Source organism: Ignatzschineria sp. 22MB058224 (genome assembly GCF_058188435.1).
In genome coordinates, this window is record NZ_CP187366.1 from 96292 (window position 1) to 118729 (window position 22438).

At 38.5% G+C, this 22438-nt stretch carries 20 protein-coding genes; 12 read left to right on the top strand and 8 right to left on the bottom strand.

All coding sequences use genetic code 11. From position 1 onward, the window contains the following. Window positions 1–80 precede the first annotated feature (80 nt). Genes ruvB through nagZ form a run of 3 tightly spaced genes read left to right on the top strand, consistent with a single transcriptional unit; the run spans window position 81 to window position 2946 of the window. Window positions 81–1115, top strand: a complete 1035-nt coding sequence (gene ruvB / locus ACPF7B_RS00360; protein WP_490505658.1) for a Holliday junction branch migration DNA helicase RuvB — start codon at window positions 81–83, stop codon at window positions 1113–1115. Between the two features lie 13 nt (window positions 1116–1128). After that, entirely contained in the window at window positions 1129–1971 is an 843-nt protein-coding gene (locus ACPF7B_RS00365) for a ferritin-like domain-containing protein (protein WP_490505659.1), read from the top strand. 33 nt (window positions 1972–2004) lie between these two features. After that, on the top strand, window positions 2005–2946 hold the full coding sequence (gene nagZ / locus ACPF7B_RS00370; RefSeq protein ID WP_490505660.1) for a beta-N-acetylhexosaminidase: 942 nt from the start codon (window positions 2005–2007) through the stop codon (window positions 2944–2946). 207 nt (window positions 2947–3153) lie between these two features. Here nagZ and ACPF7B_RS00375 read toward each other — a convergent pair whose 3' ends face one another. Both ACPF7B_RS00375 and ACPF7B_RS00380 read right to left on the bottom strand, forming a co-directional pair. After that, window positions 3154–4560, bottom strand: a complete 1407-nt coding sequence (locus ACPF7B_RS00375) for an MFS transporter (protein WP_490505661.1) — start codon at window positions 4558–4560, stop codon at window positions 3154–3156. 39 nt (window positions 4561–4599) lie between these two features. Continuing rightward, window positions 4600–5772: a M20 aminoacylase family protein gene (locus ACPF7B_RS00380; RefSeq protein WP_490506474.1), complete on the bottom strand. Its 1173-nt coding sequence runs from the start codon at window positions 5770–5772 to the stop codon at window positions 4600–4602. A 180-nt stretch (window positions 5773–5952) separates the two neighbouring features. Here ACPF7B_RS00380 and ACPF7B_RS00385 point away from each other — a divergent pair, with 180 nt between their 5' ends. Next, window positions 5953–8328 (top strand): helix-turn-helix domain-containing protein, encoded by a 2376-nt coding sequence (locus ACPF7B_RS00385; RefSeq protein ID WP_490505662.1) that lies wholly within the window; start codon window positions 5953–5955, stop codon window positions 8326–8328. A 101-nt stretch (window positions 8329–8429) separates the two neighbouring features. Here the strand turns inward: ACPF7B_RS00385 and typA are convergent, their stop codons facing one another. Continuing rightward, window positions 8430–10253 (bottom strand): translational GTPase TypA, encoded by a 1824-nt coding sequence (gene typA / locus ACPF7B_RS00390; protein WP_490505663.1) that lies wholly within the window; start codon window positions 10251–10253, stop codon window positions 8430–8432. Between the two features lie 547 nt (window positions 10254–10800). On the opposite strand from typA, the gene ACPF7B_RS00395 reads away from it, so the two are divergent. Together ACPF7B_RS00395 and fbaA are read left to right on the top strand one after the other, a co-directional pair. Continuing rightward, on the top strand, window positions 10801–12000 hold the full coding sequence (locus ACPF7B_RS00395) for an aminotransferase class I/II-fold pyridoxal phosphate-dependent enzyme (protein WP_490505664.1): 1200 nt from the start codon (window positions 10801–10803) through the stop codon (window positions 11998–12000). Window positions 12001–12224: 224 nt separating this feature from the next. Continuing rightward, on the top strand, window positions 12225–13310 hold the full coding sequence (fbaA, locus tag ACPF7B_RS00400; RefSeq protein WP_490505665.1) for a class II fructose-bisphosphate aldolase: 1086 nt from the start codon (window positions 12225–12227) through the stop codon (window positions 13308–13310). A gap of 248 nt (window positions 13311–13558) precedes the next feature. On the opposite strand, the gene ACPF7B_RS00405 is transcribed toward fbaA, so the two are convergent. Continuing rightward, window positions 13559–14569 (bottom strand): cytochrome d ubiquinol oxidase subunit II, encoded by a 1011-nt coding sequence (locus tag ACPF7B_RS00405; protein WP_490505666.1) that lies wholly within the window; start codon window positions 14567–14569, stop codon window positions 13559–13561. A 2-nt stretch (window positions 14570–14571) separates the two neighbouring features. Further along, window positions 14572–15900, bottom strand: coding sequence for a cytochrome ubiquinol oxidase subunit I (locus ACPF7B_RS00410; RefSeq protein WP_490505667.1), 1329 nt, complete (start codon window positions 15898–15900; stop codon window positions 14572–14574). Between the two features lie 292 nt (window positions 15901–16192). On the opposite strand from ACPF7B_RS00410, the gene rlmB reads away from it, so the two are divergent. Next, on the top strand, window positions 16193–16930 hold the full coding sequence (gene rlmB, locus ACPF7B_RS00415; protein WP_490505668.1) for a 23S rRNA (guanosine(2251)-2'-O)-methyltransferase RlmB: 738 nt from the start codon (window positions 16193–16195) through the stop codon (window positions 16928–16930). 82 nt (window positions 16931–17012) lie between these two features. Here rlmB and ACPF7B_RS00420 read toward each other — a convergent pair whose 3' ends face one another. From ACPF7B_RS00420 to mscL, 3 genes are all read right to left on the bottom strand, one after another. Further along, a complete protein-coding gene (locus tag ACPF7B_RS00420; RefSeq protein WP_490505669.1) occupies window positions 17013–17270 on the bottom strand; it encodes a hypothetical protein in 258 nt (85 codons plus the stop codon). A gap of 68 nt (window positions 17271–17338) precedes the next feature. After that, window positions 17339–18277 carry a 2-hydroxyacid dehydrogenase gene (locus ACPF7B_RS00425; RefSeq protein WP_490505670.1) on the bottom strand — a complete coding sequence of 313 codons (939 nt, stop codon included), beginning with the start codon at window positions 18275–18277 and terminating at the stop codon, window positions 17339–17341. 64 nt (window positions 18278–18341) lie between these two features. Then, window positions 18342–18758, bottom strand: coding sequence for a large-conductance mechanosensitive channel protein MscL (mscL, locus tag ACPF7B_RS00430; RefSeq protein WP_490505671.1), 417 nt, complete (start codon window positions 18756–18758; stop codon window positions 18342–18344). Window positions 18759–18958: 200 nt separating this feature from the next. Between mscL and arcC the strand changes: the two genes are divergently transcribed. From arcC to ACPF7B_RS00455, 5 genes are all read left to right on the top strand, one after another. Next, on the top strand, window positions 18959–19885 hold the full coding sequence (gene arcC, locus ACPF7B_RS00435) for a carbamate kinase (protein ID WP_490505672.1): 927 nt from the start codon (window positions 18959–18961) through the stop codon (window positions 19883–19885). A gap of 30 nt (window positions 19886–19915) precedes the next feature. After that, on the top strand, window positions 19916–20515 hold the full coding sequence (gene tehB, locus ACPF7B_RS00440; protein ID WP_490505673.1) for a tellurite resistance methyltransferase TehB: 600 nt from the start codon (window positions 19916–19918) through the stop codon (window positions 20513–20515). A gap of 102 nt (window positions 20516–20617) precedes the next feature. Beyond that, window positions 20618–21166, top strand: coding sequence for a Smr/MutS family protein (locus tag ACPF7B_RS00445; protein WP_490505674.1), 549 nt, complete (start codon window positions 20618–20620; stop codon window positions 21164–21166). Window positions 21167–21383: 217 nt separating this feature from the next. Further along, on the top strand, window positions 21384–21941 hold the full coding sequence (locus ACPF7B_RS00450) for a VUT family protein (protein WP_490505675.1): 558 nt from the start codon (window positions 21384–21386) through the stop codon (window positions 21939–21941). Continuing rightward, the gene (locus ACPF7B_RS00455; RefSeq protein WP_490505676.1) at window positions 21922–22353 is read left to right on the top strand and encodes a hypothetical protein; all 432 of its coding nucleotides are present in this window, start codon (window positions 21922–21924) and stop codon (window positions 22351–22353) included. Before ACPF7B_RS00450 ends, ACPF7B_RS00455 begins: the two co-directional genes overlap by 20 nt. The last annotated feature ends 85 nt before the right edge of the window (window positions 22354–22438 follow it).

Genomic DNA, 22438 nt, shown 5'->3' on the forward strand with positions numbered 1-22438 from the left:
TATTTATGATAATCGCTGCGCTCGTTATTCAGTTTTTTATATGATTATGGGCTTCTAAATTATTTAATGAAGGAAAATGCATGATTGAGTCGGATCGACTAATTGTAAGTGATACACCCTTTGAAGAAGAGAAGGTGATTGACCGAGCAATTCGCCCTAAGAAGTTAGCGGATTATACAGGGCAGTTGCCAATACGTCGACAATTAGACATTTTTATTCAAGCTGCTCGTAAACGCAGAGAAGCACTTGATCATGTCTTGCTATTTGGGCCGCCGGGGCTCGGTAAAACTACATTGGCACATATTATTGCTTATGAAATGGGGGTTGGCTTAAAGCAGACATCAGGTCCAATTCTTGAGAAGGCCGGTGATCTTGCTGCAATTCTAACCAGTTTAGAAGAGAATGATATTCTCTTTATCGATGAGATCCACCGTCTAAATCCGGCAGTTGAAGAAGTTCTCTATCCTGCAATGGAAGATTATCAACTCGATATTATGATCGGCGAAGGTCCTGCCGCCCGTTCAGTGAAGATTGCTCTTCCTTCATTTACACTTATTGGCGCAACTACTCGAGCAGGTTTACTCTCCTCACCACTTCGAGATCGTTTTGGTATCGTTTCTCGTTTAATGTTCTATACCAACGACGAATTGACTCAGATCGTGAAACGCTCGGCAAATTTACTAAATGCACCTATTACTGAAGAAGGCGCGTTTGAAATAGGGCGTCGTTCTCGTGGCACACCTCGCATTGCTAATCGATTATTGCGCCGAGTACGAGATGTTGCGCAGGTTTCATCGAATGGGGATATTACCATTGAGATTGCTCAGCAAGCACTTGAGATGCTTGATATTGATAATGCAGGATTAGATGAACATGACCGAAATTTTTTACGTTTAATTGTCCATAAGTTTGATGGTGGTCCAGTAGGAATTGATACTTTAGCGGCGGCTCTTGGAGAAGAAAAAGGAACATTGGAAGACATGATTGAGCCTTTTCTCATTCAGGAAGGCTTTATTATGCGAACTCCCAGAGGACGAGTAGCAACGAATCATTGCAGAGGTTATTTTGGCTTGCCGATTGAACCAGTTGATGATTTTGATAGCTCTTTGTCGTAAAAAATTTAAGAAGATGAAAATAGAAGATTTAAATCAACATCAAGATTCTGATCGTATTCATGACTTTTACTCTTTAGTAGAAGAAGCTTTATATGAAACAAGTCCGGTCGAAAAATGTCAAAAAATCGCAATATTGCATCAAAGAATGCAAAGTGAAGAGTTAACGCCATATCAAGATCATGATATTACGATTTCAAAAGAAGCAGGTCGTCCTGAAAAGCCAATTTTAGTCTCTCCACAACAAGTTCCGCGCCGTGGTTTGGGAAGTAATGAAGGTGTTTTAGCACTTGTACATGCAATTTGCCATATTGAATTTAATGCGATGAATTTAGGATTAGATGCGGCTTATCGTTTTCGTAAGATGCCTTGCCAGTTTTATAAGGATTGGATTTCAGTTGCGAATGATGAAGCGAAACATTTTCAGATGTTAGCAAATTATTTAGCACAAAACGGCTCGTTTTATGGGGCGTTTGAGGCGCATAGTGGCTTATGGGATTCAGCAGAACGAACTGCACATGATCCGCTTGTACGTATGGCACTTGTACCGCGTGTTTTAGAAGCAAGAGGGCTTGATGTAACACCCGGGATTATGAATCGTCTGAAAGAAGTTGGTCGCCCTGATATTGTTGAGTTATTACAAGTGATCTTAGAAGAAGAGGAAGGACATGTATTAGTGGGTAACCGATGGTACCGCGAGTTATGTGCTGAACGCAACCTTCCTCCTAAAGAGACCTTTTTTCAGTTATTAGAAGAGTATGGTCAAACCTTAAAACCGCCTTTCAATATTGAAGCGCGTTTACGTTCAGGGTTTACCCAAGAGGAGATCGATTTTTTGGTTGATTCGATTAATCTATAAAATTTCATAACAATTATTATCGAGGATATGACCGTGGATTTGAGACTAAAAAAAGCGCGACACGAGCGACTAAAAGATCAATTAATGACATTATCGCGTTCGGTGTTTATCGGTATTTCAGGGCTAACGTTAACAGATGAAGAGAAAAAATGGCTTCGGCATCCTTTAGTCGGTGGCGTTATCCTTTTTTCGCGCAATTATCAAGATAAAGAACAATTGCAAAAATTGACTCGTTCTATCAAAGAGATTGACCCTGCATTACTAATTTCAGTCGATCATGAAGGTGGTCGTGTTCAGCGGTTTAGAGAAGGATTCTCAAAAATTGCCCCCATGCGAAGCATTGGTGAACGCTATGATTCTGATTCAGAAGAGGCTCTGCGGTTAGCCCATGATTTGGGAAAATTAATTGCTATTGAGTTACAAGAAGTGGGTGTCGATTTTAGTTATGCCCCTGTTTGTGATCTTGACTATGGGATAAATCCTGCTATTGGAGATCGTGCTTTTCACTCTGATCCGAAGGTTGTTTCCCAATTAGTACTGAGTTTTTATGATGGACTAAGATCAGGAGGCTCTATCGGTATCGCGAAACATTTTCCAGGTCACGGCTATGTTAATGTCGATACACATTTAGCGCTTGCTCGAGATGATCGAGATCTCACAACTCTAGAAGCACACGATTTATTACCTTTCAAAAGGCTCATTGACGCCGGAATTGAAGGCTTGATGCCGGCGCATATTATTTTTTCTTGTCTTGATAGCGAGCATACCGTGATAACTTCTTCAAAATGGATGCAATATCTGCGGGGGACATTAGGATTTAAAGGAGTAATTATTAGTGATGATCTTGATATGCAAGGCGCTGCGCATTTAGGCGCTGTTCAGGAGAAGGTCGAGGCTTGCTTTTCATCGGGGATTAATATTGTTCTTCTTTGTAACGATATGGTAGCAATTCGTTCTTTATTGCAAGATGCTTGATTCTTATTATCTATGGGTAACTGCTTTTTTATCCCCAATTTCTGTGGATAAGTTTCGGGATAATTCCATCATAGTTTTAGGATAAAGTTGATATTTCTGTAATGCATTGATAATACTGGTTTATTAGGGTGTGAATAAATAAAGTTAAACCGCCCAATAAATGAGCGGTTTAGTATATTGATGCTATGAACTTTTTAGGAAAGGTTGCTATCTTCCTGCATTTTTAGGAACTAAGAATACAATTGAAAGATACGATAATACACAGAAGCCAACATTTACGAGTAATCCTGTCATGCCTGCAAAGTTAAGTTCAGCAGCTGTTGGCTCAACGCCGATTAGTGCTGAATAAACCGTTGCGGAAATTGCGATACCAAATGCACCACCTAACGAGCTTGCCATTTTGTAGATTCCGGATGCAATCCCTACTTTTGCTTCAGGAGCATTTGAAACAGCAGTATCAGTAGAAGGCGTTGCATAGAATCCTAAGCCAAGACCAAAGAGTACAAAACCTAAAGATACAGCAATCAAGTATGGTGTTTGTGCGAGGAATGTTAAAGACATTAATGCGATACCAACGCCTGTTGTAACTGATCCAAGCAGCATTGGTTTTTTCGCTCCCATTTTTTGAAGGATAATTTGGCCAACTGGAATCATGCCAAGAACAGCAATAAGATATCCGATAGACAACGCCCCCGTTTGAAGAGATGAGAAACCTCTCGCATGCTGAATATATGAATTCACAACAAAGAGGGAACCTGCAACTGCATTAAGCATAAAGTTTGAGAATGTTGCGCCGCTATAAGGCATATTTTTAAAGAGTGAAAAGTCGATAAATGCTTTTTCTGCCATTTTAATTTCAACACGGAAGAAGATAAGAAAAGCAATAATAAAGACTGCTAAACTGCTTAATACAACTGGGCTTGCCCAGCCTAATTCGCCACCTTTTGTGATAAAAATATTCAGTGAGAGTAATCCAATTACGAATACTACTAAACCAAAGTAATCGAATTTGGAGCTATTACTCTCCATTTTGCTCTCTGGTGTGCCTTTAATTAAGAACATTCCAAGAAGTGCACAGATAATTGAGAAGATAAAGATCCAATGCCAACCAAGGCTCGTTGCTATTGCGCCACCTGCTAATGAACAGATACCTGATCCTCCCCATGAGCCCACAGACCACCAACTTAAGGCTGTTTGGCGTGAGGTGCCCTCATAGTAAGTTTTAATTAATGCGAGAGTCGCTGGCATAATACATGCAGCAGAAAAGCCTTGAATGATACGGCCAACAGAAAAAACTAGTGCATTCGGAGCAACAATTAGAAGTAGTGAGCCGATGATGCTAAGAATAAAACCAATATAGGTGAATCTCATTCGTCCAAATTTATCAGCGAGCCCTCCAGCAACAACAATAAAACAGCCTGAAATTAATGAAGTAATACTGACTGCCAAACTGAGTTCAGAGGAAGTAATACCAATATCTGCTTGAATCGCGGGTCCTGCGACTAAAAGAGTTTGGGCAAAGAGCCAGAAGGTTAGTACACCAAGTACAATGCCTACGGTTAATTTGGCATTCCCGACAAATTGAGGGGTGTTTTTTTCAATATGAGTTGTCATAAAGATTTCCTTTCTTGTAATGGAATATGATGTCAGAAATTATTTTTCAAGATATTTTTCGGTAAGTGCTGCCCAAAATGCCGCAGCTGGGACGATACATTCATCATTAAAGTCATATCCAGGGTTATGTACATTGCAAAATCCTGGTTCATCGCCATTTCCGATAATGAGGTAGGAGCCCTTAGGGTTGTGTTCAAGCATAAAGGCAAAGTCTTCACTTCCCATAAATTTCACGCCATCATGAACATGATTTGCTCCAACAAGAGATTCAGCAATGCTACGCGCAAATCTTGTTGCTTCAGGATCATTAATTAAAACTGGGCTGCCATTAATATGTTTAATTTCTACTTCTGCACCAAAGCTCTGGCCTTGTAGTGTGGCAATCTCTTTAATACGTTTTAGCATGAGTTTACGGGCATCTTTATCTAAAGAGCGAACAGAAAGTTTAAGAACTGCAAAATCATTAACCACATTAGGCGCATCTCCCGACTGAATAGAGCCGATGGTTACTACTGTTTGAGCAAAAGGATCAACATTGCGAGAGACGATCGTTTGTAAGGCCGTACCGATATAACATGCGATAATTGTGGCGTCGATTCCTCTTTCTGGCATTGCTCCGTGAGCCCCTTTTCCGTTTACTTCGATATGAATCGTATCGGAAGATGCCATCATTGGGCCTTCTCTAAAGTAGAAATCGCCGGTTTTATGCCCTGGCATGTTGTGCATACCAAAAATCATATCGCATGGGAATTTATCAAATAGCCCATCATCAACCATTACTTTCCCACCATAGAGGAGCTCTTCCGCTGGCTGGAAGATAACGTGTAAAGTACCATCAAAGTTTTTCGTTTCTGCTAAATATTTCGCTGCTGCGAGAAGGATTGTTGTATGACCATCATGTCCGCAGCCATGGAATCTTTCAGGAATCCGACTGCTCCAAGGTTTTCCTGAATTTTCTTGGATAGGGAGTGCATCAATATCGGCACGTATACCAATAACTTTGTTACTTTTACCGACCTTTAGTGTGCCGACAACCCCCGTTTTAGCAAGTCCGCGATGAACTTCATAGCCCCATTCAGATAATTTTTCTGCCACAAGGTCACTTGTACGTTGTTCTTCAAAACCAATTTCAGGATGGGCATGGATATCATGTCGAATATCAATAAACTCTTGTTCATTCTTTTTAATGGCATCGATTAATTGTTTCATAATTTCTCCTTTTTGAGTCGACATTTAATCTACCTTTATTGTATTTACAAAGTTTTTGATTAAAAAGAGTGAGATAATCGGGATTTACAGCCTTATTTATTTCTAAGATTTTATAAGAAATGTAAAATAGCAAAAATCCCCATGAGGAAATTTAAGATATTTGATCTAAGTTCAGGAGATGAGATGATAAAAGAAAATAATTTGGCAGAATATCAAATTAAAGCGTGTGTATTTGAAGAGGAGATCATCGATTCTTATGCAGGGATTACTTTTTTATTTGTTTTAAAAGGTAAAATACAACTTCAAAGTTATGGATTAAGTGGATATTTGAATCGCGATGATTTAGTGATTATTAACCGTAATAGTGAATATCGCGTGCGAGGAAATGGTAAAAATATTGTAATTCAGCTGCGTATTTCTAATCATTATTTCACACGTTATTATAAGAATTATTTTCACTATAAATATATTGTGGATGATGAATATTTCCCTCAATATAAGCAAAAAGCACTGAAACAATTACGCTGGTTAATTGCGAAAGCAATGATGGTGAAAATTCAAGCAAATGATGAGATGTATTTAGAAGCAAATTTGCTAATTTCTGACATTATGTTGACTTTAGTTTCCTATTTCCAGGAAGAGAACAGTGCAGATTATCCTTCGATTGCTCAGTATAGTGATCGTATGGAACGAATTTTAAAGAGTTTGGAAGCGAACTATCATTTACCTATTACGCTTAAAAGTCTTTCAGAAAAAGAGCATCTTTCAGTGCCTTATCTTTCGCGGCTTTTTAAAAATGAAGTGGGGCTTGGATTCTCACAGTATTTAACAAGCCTACGTTTTAAACATGCTGTCTATGATCTGATTAATAGCAATAAGCCAATCTATCGAATCACAGAAGATCATGGGTTTGCAGATAACAAAACCTTTATTGAGCTCTTTAAAAAACAGTATCATACAACGCCGAGCGAATTCCGTAAAACGCATAAAAGTGAGAAGATTTCTGAAGAGGAAAGTGTGTTATCAACCGAGAAATCGCTTCATTCAATTGCAGAGGCTATTTCTGTGGAAACCTTGGTTCCTTTGCTTGCCAATATTATTAACTCGGCAGAACAGCCTGAAGTGCGTGATGAGTTTATTCATATTGAATCACAAGTAATTAATGTTCCGAACGGTAAACAGCATCAATCGATAGTATTGCAAAATTATATCGTTTTTATTGGTGATGTATTAGAGTTGTTGAAAGAGACGATTCGTCAGCAACTATTACATCTTAAACGTTACGCTAAGATCAGTTATGTCGAGGTCTCACATCTTATCTCGGGTGCTATTATTGCGCCTCATATTGTGACAGATGAAGATTATCCAACTTATTCATCGTATATCAATATCGATACTGCAATCGAGTTTTTGAAGCAAAATAATCTCTCTTTAGTATCGCGTATCTACTTTGAACGGGCGAGACTTGACCTTAAAGAATATCTGCAAAAAATTCGAAAGTTTATCTATCATGCTATTGATAGTTATGGCTCAAAATATGTAGCAACATGGCATTTTGTTTTTTATACCGATATTAATGTCGTTAATATGCAGGAATATTTTGAAATATTCCTGCGAGTGAAGGAAACTCTACAATTGATTGTGCCCGAACTCGTTGTGGGTATATTCTACCCGCGTTCAGAACCCGATGACTTAGCAACATTGACAAAATATAAACAGTATCTACAAACGATCGATTTTTTCAGCTTTCGTGCAAATTTCCATGACCTCATTGAGGATGCAGCCTCTTCTGATTATGAATTGCTTCAAAATGAAATTAGTTATATTGAAAATAAAGCTCAAGAGATTAATCAAAAGCTTAAATCATTGGCGATAGACGTCCCTACTTATTTAATGGAGTGGAATACGTTAACAGGCACTACTCGTCGGACAAATGGATCTTATTTTCGTGGTGCATTAATCTTTCAAACGTTACTTGGTGTGAATCCTCATGTGTCTGCAATTGGTGTCACATTGAATACAGAAACACAACGTGAAGCGGCCGAACATTATATTATTGATACAAATGCGATTGCGCTCTATTACATTCACTTAATGCCGCGACCGATTCTCTATGTTTTAAAATTTTTGCAAGATTTACAGGGGAAAGTCATTGCTCAAGGAGATGATTATCTCATTACTGAATATGATGATGGTTACTATATTGCGTTGGTGAATCCTTCTATCTTTAATCCACATCTATCCATAGAAGAAAATATGGTAGGAAGTTTTCGGCGTAAAAAAATTGTGACGATTACAGGACTCGCTCGAGGAACTTATCAGGTAAAGCATTATTTGTTTGATCAACAACACGGTGCGCTTTACCATGAATACGGTCGTTTCAAAACGCGTTATCGTTATGATAGTGAGATGATTGAGAATTTACAAATGACTGGTCCCGAGTTAACTGTTTATGATGAAGCGATTGATGCACATGGATTTACAGTTTTGGCCGATTTTGATATTAATGCTATCCATTTTTATCGATTATATCGAGTGAATCCACAAGCTTTAGAGTAATTAGTAAGTTTTGTAAGCGGTAAAGAAAAAAGCCACCGAATGAATAATTGGTGGCTTCTGATTTTGTAGTAACTATTTGATTTAACAGTTTTTAATTAAAATTAATTATCTTTTGATGATCGTTGTAATTTACGACGATCTGCTTCAGTTAGGTAACGTTTACGAAGACGAATTGATTTCGGTGTTACTTCAACTAACTCATCGTCATCAATGAACTCAATCGCACGCTCAAGCGTTAATTTGATGGGTGTTGAAAGTGTTAATGCTTCGTCTGTTCCTGCAGCGCGGATGTTCGTTAATTGTTTTGCACGAAGGGCATTGACAACAAGATCATTATCACGGCTATGGATGCCGATAATTTGGCCTTCATAGATCTCATCTCCATGGCTAGTAAATAGACGGCCACGCTCTTGTAAGTTAAAGAGTGCATAGGCAAGGGCTTTTCCTTGACCATTTGAAATTAGGACACCATTTTGACGTTGTCCAACAGAACCTTTCTTAATAGGACCGTAATGATCAAAGTTATGGAACATCAATCCTGTACCATTTGTTAATGTCATAAATTCAGTTTGGAAACCAATTAATCCGCGTGATGGAATGATATAATCGATACGAATACGCCCCTTTCCGTCGGGTGCCATATCTTGAAGTTCAGCAAAGCGAATGCCCATTTGCTCCATAATATCGCCCTGGTGGCGCTCTTCAATATCGAACGTTAATGTTTCGTAGGGCTCCATTTTTACGCCATCTTCCTCACGGATAATTACTTGAGGACGACCTACAGCCATCTCGTAACCTTCACGGCGCATATTTTCGATTAATACCGAAAGATGAAGTTCTCCGCGACCCGATACTTTAAATACATCAGCACTCTCTGTTTGTTCAACACGAAGAGCCACATTATGAAGTAACTCTTCCTCTAAGCGCTCTTTAATTTGACGAGAGGTAACAAATTTACCCTCTTTACCAGCAAAGGGAGAAGTATTAACTTGCAGCATCATTGATACCGTAGGTTCATCAACTGTTAATGGTGGCAATGCTTCAATGCACTGCGGATCACAAATCGTATCGGAAATAAAAAGTGGATCTAGCCCTGTAAAACTGATGATATCGCCTGCTTGTGCCGACTCAAATTCGATTTTATTTAATCCATGGAAGCCAAGAATTTGCTGAATTTTTCCAGAACGCTTATTACCTTCGCGGTCAATAATTGCGACGTTCATGTTTTTATGAACTTTACCACGTTTAATACGTCCAATTCCAATTACACCAACATATGAGTTATAGTCAAGTGATGAAACTTGTAATTGGAATGGGGCATCTACTTCAACATTCGGTGCGGGGACGTGATCCACAATCGCTTGGAATAGAGGTTCAAAGTCACCATCGCGCACATCATCTGTTAGCCCTGCAAAGCCATTTAGGCCTGATGCATAAACCACAGGAAAATCGAGTTGTTCATCGGTTGCACCGAGCTTATCGAAAAGTTCAAATGTTTGGTCTAACACCCAATCAGGGCGTGCTCCGGGGCGGTCAATTTTATTAATAACAACAATAGGTTTAAAGCCCATCGCAAACGCCTTTTGTGTTACAAAACGCGTTTGTGGCATTGGTCCTTCAACAGAGTCAACCAAAAGAAGTACAGAATCTACCATTGATAAAACACGCTCAACTTCACCACCAAAGTCAGCATGTCCTGGAGTATCAACGATATTAATACGATAATCCTTCCAGTTGATCGCCGTATTTTTTGAAAGAATTGTAATGCCGCGTTCTTTCTCAAGTTGGTTGGAATCCATTACACGCTCTGCAACATCTTCGCGTGCATCAAATGTTCCGGAACTTTTTAATAATTGATCAACCAAGGTTGTTTTACCATGGTCAACGTGAGCGATAATGGCTATATTTCGTAATTTATCTATCATTTTCTCTTCTTTTGTCTTCAACTCATCGAGTAGGAATATGGATGAGCTCTGGTTTGTCTACTTTTTAGGGATGTATTATAGCCTATTTTGAGAGATTTTCTGAGTTAATTTATTTATGATGATCTTGGCTAATTGATTGAAAAATCGTGATCTATGGCTTTCTTTGGGGGGTGAAAAGAGTTTTTTTATTTGAAAAATAAATCTTCGAGCCAATCGGTTGACAATTGTTTTAAAGATGCGTAATTTGCGAGATAGTTGTTATTTTATGAATATTCAAGAGCAGTTTTATAAAAACTAATAAAATCAGTAGGTTGTTTTCAGTGTTGTTTTACTAGGGGGATTATTAATCTTTTCGCTCATGCCATAAAAACATGGAAACCGTACTATTTTTGTGAGAAGGCTATAAAATGACGATGTTAAAGCAGATGACTTGTTATTCAACATATTAAAAAATAATAATTTATTATTGAGTAATAAATTTAATTGGGTAATAGTCAGCTATATTTAGAATATATTAAAATTTTTTTGTATAAAAGAAGAGGGAAAGATGTCACAGCAGCCATCCACTGATTTTAAACGGCTCAACCATTTACCGCCGTATGTTTTTAGTGTTATTGATCAACTAAAAGCTGCCGCTGCCGCTAATGGTCAAGATGTGATCGATTTTGGAATGGGCAATCCAGATCGACCAACACCCAAGCATATTGTGGATGCCTTAGTTGCTGCTGCACAAGAAGGCGCAAATCATCGTTATTCAGCATCAAAAGGGATCGTTCCTGTTCGCGAAGCGATTTGCGATTGGTATCAACGTAAATATGACGTTTCTTTAAATCCTGAAACTGAAGCCATTTATACAATCGGTTCAAAAGAGGGGCTTGCAGATTTAACATTAGCCGTTTTAAGTGAAGGGGATGTTGTTTTGGTTCCAGATCCCGCATACCCTATTCATCCTTACGGCCCGATTATTGCTGGGGCAACCGTCATCCATATTCCTGCTGGACCTGAAGATGATTTTGAAGCAAATCTACGAGAAGCCATTGCTAATTCACCCGTTAAGCCAAAAATGCTCTTTTTGAATTACCCGTCGAATCCAACTTCTGAATGTGTGGACATCGCATTTTTTGAACGTATTGTAAAACTAGCGCGAGAGCATGGTATTTGGATTGTACATGATTTAGCTTACGCGGATCTTTCATTTGATGGTTATCAAGCACCTTCTATCTTACAAGTAGAAGGCGCTAAAGAGATTGCTGTTGAATCGTATACTTTATCTAAAAGTTATAATATGGCTGGATGGCGCGTAGGTTTCATGGTGGGCAATCCGACTTTAATTGCGGCGCTGACTAAGATGAAGTCATATCTTGATTATGGTTCTTTTGCACCGATTCAATATGCAGCGGTTGTAGCACTTACTGGCCCGCAGGATTGCGTGGAAGAGGTTCGTTTACGTTATCAAAAGCGTCGTGATCTGCTGTGTGAAGGATTAGCATCTATTGGCTGGGAGGTTAAAAAGCCGAAAGCTTCGATGTTCTTATGGGCTAAAATTCCAGAAGCATACCGCGCGATGGGCTCTATGAAGTTTGCCGAAAAATTGATTAAGGAAGCATCCGTAGCTGTCTCTCCGGGAATCGGGTTTGGTAAAGGTGGGGAAGGTTATGTGCGCTTTGGATTGGTGGTGGAAAATGACCGAACAGAAAAAGCCATTGAAAATCTTAAAGCGATGTTTATTAAAGATGGTTTTATATAATTTGTTGAAATAACATTCATTCTTTATACCCAATAATTTATTGTCTAATAATGGTATAGTTGCTATGAGCCTACAAACGTATTATGCGTTTGTAGGTTTTTTGTTTAGGATTTGTAGTTTTTCTGAAATAGATGGTGAATTTTTATCTAAAAAGGTTGGTAGATTTACCTTTTTATAAACGGTAAAATGGAGTTGTTTTCAATTTATGTAGGAGATGTGTAGTTATGACGAAGGTTCTTGATGTAGTAAAACCTGGAGTTCTATACGGTGATGATGTTCAGAAAGTATTTGCAGTAGCGAAAGAGAATAACTTCGCGCTTCCTGCAATTAATGTTGTGAATACTGAGTCGATTAATGGCGTGCTAGAAGCTGCTGCAAAAGCAAAATCCCCTGTGATTATTCAATTTTCAAATGGTGGTGCGCAATTCTACGCTGGGCGCGGATTAAAATTACCAGGTAATAACGGTCATGAAGCGGCTGTTCTAGGTGCTGTTGCAGGTGCGAAACATGTGCATGCATTGGCTGAAGCTTATGGTGTTCCTGTGATCTTGCATACTGACCATGCTGCCCGTAAATTACTTCCTTGGATTGATGGTTTACTTGATGCCGGTGAAAAGTTTTATGCAGCACATGGTAAACCGCTTTTTTCATCGCATATGATTGATCTTTCTGAAGAATCCCTTGAAGAAAATGTTGCAACATGCGCAGAATATCTTAAACGTTTAGATAAATTAGGGATGACTCTTGAAATTGAATTAGGTATTACCGGTGGTGAGGAAGATGGTGTTGATAACTCTTCTGTCGATAATTCACTTCTCTATACACAACCAGAAGATGTTGCTTATGCGTATGAAGTATTAAGTAAAATTAGCCCTCGTTTTACAATTGCAGCGTCTTTTGGAAATGTACATGGTGTATATAAGCCTGGAAACGTCGAGTTAAAACCGATTATTCTTGAAAATTCTCAGAAATATGTGGCTGAGAAATTCAATCTTTCAAATCACCCATTAAACTTTGTTTTTCACGGAGGTTCAGGCTCTGATCTTAAAGATATTCGTGATGCAATTAGTTATGGTGTTGTAAAGATGAATATCGATACTGATACACAATGGGCAACGTGGGAAGGAGTTTTAAATTATTACAAAGAAAATGAAGGTTATCTACAAAGTCAATTAGGTAATCCCAAAGACCCTTATGGTCCTAATAAAGCCTACTATGATCCACGTGCTTGGCTGCGTAAAGGTCAAGAAAGTCTGATTAAACGTGTTCTTGTAGCTTATGATGATCTTAACTCTCTAAATCGTAATTAACTATATAAATTCTTAGTAACGCTAAAAGCCCGTAGGACTTAGGTTCTCGGGCTTTTTTGATGCTATTAATTATGATAGTAGAAAGATTATCTACGATATTTCTTTATTGTAAGTTTTTGAGGATGGTTTGTAGTTATGATGTCTTTTTACTGTATAAGATAGATAAAAAAACGCGCTCGTAATGAGCACGTTTTTAAAAGCGAATGGGTCCTCGATATATATCGATCAGTTATTGCAATGATTATTAGTTAATACCCAACTTCATCATGTGGTTTAATTTTCCCACTAAAAATTTTATGAACATAAAATGTATAGAGTAAAATTAAAGGCAAGACAATTGCTACGCCCCAAAGCGTAAATTCAAGGGATTTAGGTGCAGCACTTGCTTCCCATATTGTCAATTCTCCAAGTACAATATCAGGGAAAATGCTGTAACCAAAGCCGATAAAAGTACAGAGAACAATGAGTACCGCGAAGAAGTAGGGCAGCCAATCGCGTTTATAAGTTGTATCTTTTTCAATGAATCGAAGGCTTAAGAAGATAAGTACTGCGAAAATAAGGCATGCAGCTGGAATTGGCGCTAAATAGATAATGTTTGGATAAGAAAACCACTTAGCATAAACGATTGGGCTAGTATAGGGCATTGCTAATGAAACAAGAACAATGGCGATAAATGCTAAGAAAATTGAGTGGCGAATTGACTTTACTGCAAAAAGACGAATATGGCCCTCTGCTTTAAAAATTAACCAAGCAGATCCTAAAAGCGCATAACCAAAACAGACAGCAATACCGATACAAATTGCAAATACCCAATTTGCCGGCGTTGGATTTAATCCAGTTGCATAGAGCCCGATCATAATTCCTTGTGAAATTGTCGCGAGATATGAGCCAAAGCAAAAAAGTTTATCCCACATAGGCTGACGATGAGGCTGTGCGGTATTTCTAAAGTCAAAAGCGGCACCTCTAATAATTAATCCTCCGAGCATAAGGACAGTAGGAATATAGAGCGTTACTAAAATATCCCCATAAGCTTTCGGGAAAGCGATAAATATAACTCCGATTCCAAGCACTATCCATGTTTCATTTGCATCCCAAAAAGGGTCGACTGTTGCGACCATTTGATCGCGATCTTCGCGATTTTTAACAAAGGGGAAGAGAATGCCAACCCCTAAATCATATCCATCAAAAATGATATAGAAGAAAACAGCAGCGGCCATTAATCCCGCAAAAATGACTGGTAAAATTGTAGCAGCATCCATAATTACGCTCCTTGTTGTTCTGCAGCGATATTTTTCTTAATGGTCTTATTGATCATAAAGAAAAGTACTGAAAGATAACTTACTAAGACAAATACGTAGATTAATATGTAAATCAATAATGATGGGATCATTACGGATACACCATGAGGAGCGACGGCATCTGCTGTTTTAATAAGATTATAAACAATCCATGGTTGACGACCAATCTCTGTTGTGTACCAGCCAAAGAGTACTGCTCCCCAGCCAGAGAATGTCATTAAACAAAAGATGCGAAGCATTTTTTTGCCGATCTCTTTTTTACGCATGAGTTGAACGGCGCCAATCCAAGATGTTAGAAGCATCAATAGCCCAATTGCAACCATGATACGAAAGCTCCAGAAGACAATAGCAACGGGGGGATGCTCTTTGAATTCATTTAAACCACGAACTTCCCCATCTAAACTGTGAGTTAGGATAATACTGCCTAAGTGAGGAATTTGAAGTGCGAAGTCATTACTACGAGTCTCTTCATTTGGAAAGGCGATCACATTGAAGGCAACCGGTGCTTCTGTATCCCAAATTGCTTCAATTGCCGCAAGTTTATCAGGTTGATGTTTAAGTACTAAAAGCCCTGATTGATCCCCGATAAAGATCTGGACAGGGATTAAAATTGCCGCAATAATGATTCCTAAATTGAGTGTTTTACGACTAGCTTCTGAAGGATCGCCTTTAAGGATTTTATAAGCGGAAATTCCCGCTACTAAAAATGCTGCGGTTAATCCAGAAGCTAATAGCATATGCGCAAGACGTGTCAAGAATGATGGGGTAAATATAGCATCCCACCAGCTTGTCACATGTGCAACACCATCGATCATTTCATAACCCGCTGGTGTTTGCATCCATGAGTTGAGTGCAATGATCCAGAATGCTGAAAAAGTTGTACCAATTGCAACGAGTAGAGTTGCTAAGTTGTGAATAAATGGCGATACGCGCTTTTGTCCAAAAAGCATCACTCCTAAGAATGTTGCTTCCAAGAAGAACGCGGTTAATACTTCATAGCCTAAAAGTGGGCCTGCAATATTTCCAACTTTTTCCATAAAGCCCGGCCAGTTTGTACCAAATTGGAAGCTCATGGTAACACCGGTAACAACGCCGATAGCAAAGCTAAGGGCAAATATCTTCACCCAAAAATTATAAGCATTAAGCCATTGTTCATTATTTGTCTTTTGATAACGAATTTTAAAAAATAGCAAAATCCAAGCCAGAGCAATATTAATACTTGGGAAAATTATGTGAAAAGAAATATTGATGGCGAATTGAATTCGCGCGAGTACAACTGGATCAAGTTCCATAGAAAGCCCTCTAAAAACATCAAAAATAGATTTCAGCATTATAGACTATTTTTTTGATAAAAAATAATATAACCACTTATTATTTTTCGTTTATTTACATTAAGTTATTTTAAATAGTCTAGGAAAGTTAAATGTTTTGGATTACTCTTGCTATTTGTTAATAGACGTTTATTTTTTTATTAAATTTTAATTTTTTTTTAATAAAGGATTTTAATGAACTCCAAGCCACTCATCATGGACTTTGAATTGAAACATGCGATAATTATTTCATTTTTTTGTAAATGGATGAATAATGGCAGAAGAGTGGATTTATGGATTTCATGCGGTAGAAGCCGCAATCCGAGAAGATAAGGTATTAAGGGTAATGGTAGACCCAACCCGTAAAGATAAGCGAATGCTCTCATTTTTAGATATTCTCCATCAGTTTCATATTCGTTTTGAGCGTGTTGATGGAACAAGTTTAGATCGTGTTGCTGCTGATGGTCGCCATCAAGGTGTTGCGGCACTTGTTGAAGTCCGTGCGCCAGAAAGTGAAGAGTATCTCTATAAATTACTTGATCAATTAGATCATCCCCCCTTTTTATTGATTTTAGATGAGGTGCAAGATCCTCATAATGTGGGTGCATGTCTGCGTAGTGCAGAGGCATTTGGTGTAGATGCAGTGATTGTTCCGAAAGATAATGCCTGTTCATTAACGCCTATTGTGCGTAAGGTCTCTAGCGGTAGTTCTGAGCGTATTCCATTTATAGAGGTGACAAATCTTTCGAGAATGCTTGAAAAAATTAAAGAACGAGGTATTTGGGTGACGGGGCTAGCAGGTAGTGGTGATCGAACTATTTTTGAAAGCGATTTTCGTGGTTCTGTGGCGATTGTGATGGGGGCAGAGGGTTCAGGCATTCGTCGGCTAACAGAAAAGAATTGTGACTTTGTTGTAAAAATCCCAATGGAGGGAGAGATTGAGAGTCTAAATGTTTCTGTTGCAACAGGTGTTACTTTGGCGGAAGCTTATCGTCAGCGTCGTGTCCTTTAATGGTGACAATTATTTAGCTGAACGCTTCTCTTGAATGCAAAAGCCCCAGCCAGGTGCTGGGGCTTTTTATCTTTTTTATATATTAATCAGGCACTTGTCGTTGATATTTTTGTGCCGCATCATGTTCTTGATCAGCTTGCTGACGCATAGAGTTTGGGCGTAAGAATGTGTAGGCAACAAAACCGGTAAACCAGAGTAAAAATCCAACGGGTACGCAGATTGTGACAAGATAGAGTCCAATTTGTTGATAGCCAAAAATCAGTAGCGGAATTCCGATAAATGTTCCAATTAGACTGATAATCATGCCAATATAAAAGAAAAATTTATTCAGAGCGAGCATCGTTAGACCCCTTGAGATTGGTTGGATAGTAATGGTTGTTCATAATATCATATTTTTTTGCGGTAAAATTAGTACTCTCGATCAACATCTACAAGATTACTAGGGGGTAATCCTTTGGTTATTCGTCTGAAATTTTCGATGACTTGTTCTGCAGCCGTTTTTGGATTTGTGGCAGCGGCAATGTGGGGAGTTATGGTTATTTGGGGATGCTGCCAAAAAGGGTGATTGTTTGAAAGGGGTTCTGTTTGAAATACATCGAGAAGTGCACCAGAGAGCTGTTCTTTATTGAGCGAACTTAAGAGATCATTTTCTACAAGATGTTCACCTCGTGCAGGATTAACAAGATAGGCTCCAGATCGAAGTTGATTAAAAAGTGTTTGATTAAGAATTCCTTTTGTTTGTGTTGTAAGCGGTAGTAAGCAAACCAGCAGATCTAGGTCTTTTGCAAAATTCATCAATTGCATTTCACCTGCAAAAGATTCAATGTTATCAAATGTTTTGGAGGTTCTTGACCAACCACGGATATTTTTAAAGCCATTGAGTTGTAGATGCTTTGCAACTGCAAATCCAAGCTCACCAAGTCCCATAATGCCAATATTAAATGTCTCATGAAAATGCCGTCTTTGAGGTTTCCACTCAGATTTTGTCTGTGATATGCGATAGCACTGAAAATTACGGTATGCAGTTAATGCACCAAATAGTACATATTCTTGCATCTGTATTGTCATATCGGCATCAACAATGCGGGCAACAGGAACATTTCTCGGTATATCCGTACATGAGAGAAGGTGATCAATCCCCATCCCTAGAGACTGAATAAGTTTCAGGTTAGGAAGCTTCGAGAAAATTCCTTGGGGTGGTTTCCATGCTAAAACAAATTTAATTTCGCTAAAATCCTGAACTTCTTGTGGCAATACGATAGAAAACGAAGGATCAATCGTTGCAAATATATCACGCCACGAATCAATCCCTCGTCCTGTTTCTGTTAAATAGAGCACTTTTTCCATATTAATCCCTCCTCCTTATTGTCGTTATTAGAGGAGTATAGCAATGGAACTTCGTTAATTTCTATTATTTTGATTTTAAAATATCGCGAATCTCTGTTAAAAGTATTTCTTCTTTTGTTGGCTCTGCCGCAACTTCTTCAGCAACCTCCGTAACTTCTGCATCTTGTTTTTCACGAAGTTTATTCATTACACGAATCGCAAGAAAGATTGAGAATGCTACGATAACAAAGTCGAGGATGTTTTGGATAAAAACTCCATAATTTAACAATACAGCCGGCTCTTCGCCGACCGCTTCTTTTAAAGTAATTGCAAAATCTTTGAAATCAACACCCCCAAGAAGTAGCCCTAATGGAGGCATGATGATATCTGATACTAATGATGATACGATTTTGTTAAATGCGGCACCAATGATTACCCCGACGGCTAAATCGATCACGTTGCCGCGCATCGCAAATTCTTTGAACTCTTTTAAAAATTTCACAACGATTCCCTCTGTAATAATTTAATATTAAATTGTGCGCGTTAAAAATAGTCATGTACGCGCTCGCAATAATACCGTAATTGATGAAAATTTTTAAATGATATTTTAAGAAAAATGTAATTGATTCTATGGGATGTTTTGCGGAGTAGGATCACTTGAAAAGATAAAAAATGGGATTAACTAACAGAGGAAAAAGAGATATGAAAATCGTTGTAGCGCTTGGTGGGAATGCATTGGGAAATAGTGTAAAAGAGCAGGAGACAATTTTACAATCCACCGTGGTGCCGATTGTAGATTTGATTGTAGAAGGTCATGACTTAGTCGTGGCTCATGGTAATGGGCCGCAAGTAGGAATGATTAAGTTGGCGATGGACAGTGCGGAAAAAATATTGGGTAAACCAGAAGTACCGATTACGGAGTGCGGCGCTATGAGTCAAGGATATATCGGTTTTCATTTGCAACGAGCTCTTCGGGATGAGTTGCAACGCCGCAATCTTGATAAAGAAGTTGTTACGATAATTACAGAAGTTGAAGTTGATCCAAAAGATCCTGCATTCAATGCACCGAATAAACCTATCGGTTCTTTTTATACTTTAGAAGAAGCAGAGAAGTTGCGTCAGGCGGGGCATACGGTGATGGAAGATGCAGGCAGAGGTTACCGCATAGTTGTTGCCTCCCCGTTGCCCCAAAAAATTGTGCAGATTAAAACTATCGAAAATCTTATTAAGGCAGGAGAATTAGTGATTACTGTTGGTGGAGGCGGAATTCCTGTTGCAACTGAAGGAGATCATACTATTGGTAAACTTGCCGTTATTGATAAGGATTTTGCCAGTGCTAAACTTGCCGAACAGATTGATGCGGATCTTTTGATGATTTTAACGGCGGTTGAAAAGGTTGCGATCAATTTTGGGAAAGCAGATCAAGCAGATATTTCTGAAATGACGTATGATGAAGCAGAAAAATATATCGCTTCCGGTGAATTTGCACCGGGTTCAATGTTACCGAAGATTCGTGCGGCAATGAGATTTGTCAGGAGTCACCCTGATAAACGAGCGTTAATCACCTCTTTAGAAGCTGCAAAGGCAGGATTTTTAGGAGAGACAGGTACTTGGATTCGATATCAGTAATTATGTTTTTTTTGTTAAAGGAGTAATGAAATGTCCCCACGAAAACCGGCAGAATATTATCACGAGCAATATGGTTTAACTTTACCACACACCGATGTTGTCGAAATGGTTGAGAAGTATGGTGTTGAGCCATGTAAAGTGTTAGATTTGGGATGTGGGCAAGGACGAAATTCACTCTATCTTGCCGATCGTGGTTTTGAGGTTACATCTTATGATCTAAGCCCGGGTATGTTAGCAACAATTAACGATATTATCGCAAAAGAAAATATCGTTAATATTGACGTTCATCAGTATGATATTAATAGTGCCGATATCCAAGGTGAATATGATCTGATTATCTCAACGGTTGTTTTTATGTTTGTAAATCGTGATGCGGTGCCACAAATTATTCCGAATATGAAGGCTCATACAATATCGGGCGGATACAATCTTTTAGTTGCGGCGATGTCGACAGAACAATATCCTTTTGATGGCTTCTCCTTTACATTTGGGGAAGGTGAATTAAAGGATTATTATAAAGATTGGGAATTAGTGCATTACAACGAAAATGTTGGTGAAATGCACCGTTTAGATAAAGATGGTAATCGGCTAAAATTACAATTTGCCACGATATTGGCGAAAAAACCTTAATTTTAGAGCACTTTTTCATTACAATTAGATATTGATAGAGCAAAGATCTAATTCTTTGCTCTATTCATTTTAGGCAGAGTATTGGTGGTAAAGGAATTCTTGGTGATTAGTGATGAAGATAAGCAACTTTTTCGAAACAGTATCGGAAAAGTTGAATCTCTTAAAAACCCAGATGATACGATTCGACATCCTCGTCCGAAGCTTCGTCTTGCTATTCGTAAAGCACTACGAGAAGAAACGCCCTTTTTCGATTTAATGAGTGATGATACGAATTGGATTAATAGTGATCCTGAATCGGAGATGCGTTATGCGCGTGATGGTGTGTCATCTAAATTATTACGGCGTCTCGCACAAGGTGATTTTCTTCCAGATGACACAATTGATCTTCATGGTTTAACAGCAAGTAGTGCGCGAGATGAATTACAGATGTTCCTCTATTCAGCCTTAAAGCGGAATCTTTTTTGTGTGAAGATTATTCATGGGCAGGGCAATAGTTCGAAAAATGCCCCAGTAATCCGCGGATTAATCGATCGTTGGCTACGTCTGCAAATTGATGTGCTCGCTTTTGCTAACCCTCCTCAACGCTATGGTGGTCGAGGTGTTACGCTCTGTATTTTACGAGCTCAAAGTCCTTTTGAAAAATATTCATAGATTTGGGTTTTGTATTATATAAATGATTGATATATTTCCAGTAAAAGCTGATTTTTAGTTGTGTTAAATAAGTATTATTCACAATTTTAAGAGTTTTTTATTTGCGAAATAGTAGAACTCCCGTATGATAAGCTCCACATTATTTTCAATGTTGGTGAATTTAATTCATTAACCCCATTGGGTTCCCTCACCCCAAGTTAATATAAAAGGAAAAGTCATGCGTTATCTCTATTTGACCGCGTATGTGGTCTCGATCTTTGTTGCCAATCTTCTTATTGATAAATTTATCGAACTTCCTTTTTATGGGATGTTGAGTGCGGGCACAATATTTTTTGCTTTTGTTTTTACGCTTCGCGATCATCTTCATCGTTACGGTATTCGATTTGCGTTAATGGGTATTACCATAGCGTTAATCATTAATACTGCTTTGAGTATTATTTTAGAGATTCCTTTTCGATTTATTCTCGCCTCATTTTTGGCAATTATGTTCAGTGAGCTTGCCGATACAGCGGTATTTGAACGATTGAAAGAGCGTTCTTGGGCACTTAAAGTGGTGGCAAGTAATGCTGTGAGTGTGCCGGTGGATAGTGTTGTGATGACGTTAATTGCATTCTTAGGCGTACTAACATTCGAAGAGATGTTAGCGATTATTTTTGCCGATATTTTAGCGAAATATTGTATTGCTTTAACGGTCATTATTCGTCCTAAAACACTCAAAAATTTATGGCAAAGATTCTTTGTAAAGGAGCATACAGATGTTTATTCCCGAAACTAGAAAGATGAGTTATCAATCCCCGCATCATGAGATGACGATTGATTTAATCGCAAATCGCAATCCGACACTATGCACAAAACAATGCCATATTTTGGCAATGCCGATTTTATGTACTAAGAGCCAAAACCCCGGTGAAGGATCAGAGCTCTATATTCGTTATCGAGCAAAGGATTATTTTTTGGAGTTATTTTCACTCGATCGTTATATCGCTGCTTTTTATCAGCACCAAGAGGTTCGCGATATTGAATTTTTAACGCAAGAAGTTGCCAAAGATTGTGCAAATGCCTTAGGACAAAAAGTGACGGTTGAAGCAAGAGTGAATCTTAATGGCGTTGCACAAAAGCAAGTTATTAAGGTAAAAGCAGAGCCAGCGCCTGAATATCGAGCACAAAAAGGCAAAAAACGATATTGATCTAATCAACCTTTAAGGGAATGTCTGCCTTTATAGTGGAAAGATCGTTATAATGAGTGCATTATTATTTCGATTATGAGATTGT

Bases quoted from the DNA above. Each gene is read 5' to 3' on its own strand.
- ACPF7B_RS00365 (WP_490505659.1), top strand. From the start codon at position 1,129: ATGAAAATAGAAGATTTAAATCAACATCAAGATTCTGATCGTATTCAT.
- ACPF7B_RS00455 (WP_490505676.1), top strand. From the start codon at position 21,922: ATGTTTATTCCCGAAACTAGAAAGATGAGTTATCAATCCCCGCATCAT.
- rlmB (WP_490505668.1), top strand. From the start codon at position 16,193: ATGGCAGAAGAGTGGATTTATGGATTTCATGCGGTAGAAGCCGCAATC.
- ACPF7B_RS00410 (WP_490505667.1), bottom strand. From the start codon at position 15,900: ATGGAACTTGATCCAGTTGTACTCGCGCGAATTCAATTCGCCATCAAT.
- ACPF7B_RS00425 (WP_490505670.1), bottom strand. From the start codon at position 18,277: ATGGAAAAAGTGCTCTATTTAACAGAAACAGGACGAGGGATTGATTCG.
- ACPF7B_RS00375 (WP_490505661.1), bottom strand. From the start codon at position 4,560: ATGACAACTCATATTGAAAAAAACACCCCTCAATTTGTCGGGAATGCC.
- ACPF7B_RS00420 (WP_490505669.1), bottom strand. From the start codon at position 17,270: ATGCTCGCTCTGAATAAATTTTTCTTTTATATTGGCATGATTATCAGT.
- ACPF7B_RS00405 (WP_490505666.1), bottom strand. From the start codon at position 14,569: ATGGATGCTGCTACAATTTTACCAGTCATTTTTGCGGGATTAATGGCC.
- fbaA (WP_490505665.1), top strand. From the start codon at position 12,225: ATGACGAAGGTTCTTGATGTAGTAAAACCTGGAGTTCTATACGGTGAT.
- arcC (WP_490505672.1), top strand. From the start codon at position 18,959: ATGAAAATCGTTGTAGCGCTTGGTGGGAATGCATTGGGAAATAGTGTA.
- typA (WP_490505663.1), bottom strand. From the start codon at position 10,253: ATGATAGATAAATTACGAAATATAGCCATTATCGCTCACGTTGACCAT.
- ACPF7B_RS00450 (WP_490505675.1), top strand. From the start codon at position 21,384: ATGCGTTATCTCTATTTGACCGCGTATGTGGTCTCGATCTTTGTTGCC.
- ruvB (WP_490505658.1), top strand. From the start codon at position 81: ATGATTGAGTCGGATCGACTAATTGTAAGTGATACACCCTTTGAAGAA.
- ACPF7B_RS00395 (WP_490505664.1), top strand. From the start codon at position 10,801: ATGTCACAGCAGCCATCCACTGATTTTAAACGGCTCAACCATTTACCG.
- ACPF7B_RS00385 (WP_490505662.1), top strand. From the start codon at position 5,953: ATGATAAAAGAAAATAATTTGGCAGAATATCAAATTAAAGCGTGTGTA.
- tehB (WP_490505673.1), top strand. From the start codon at position 19,916: ATGTCCCCACGAAAACCGGCAGAATATTATCACGAGCAATATGGTTTA.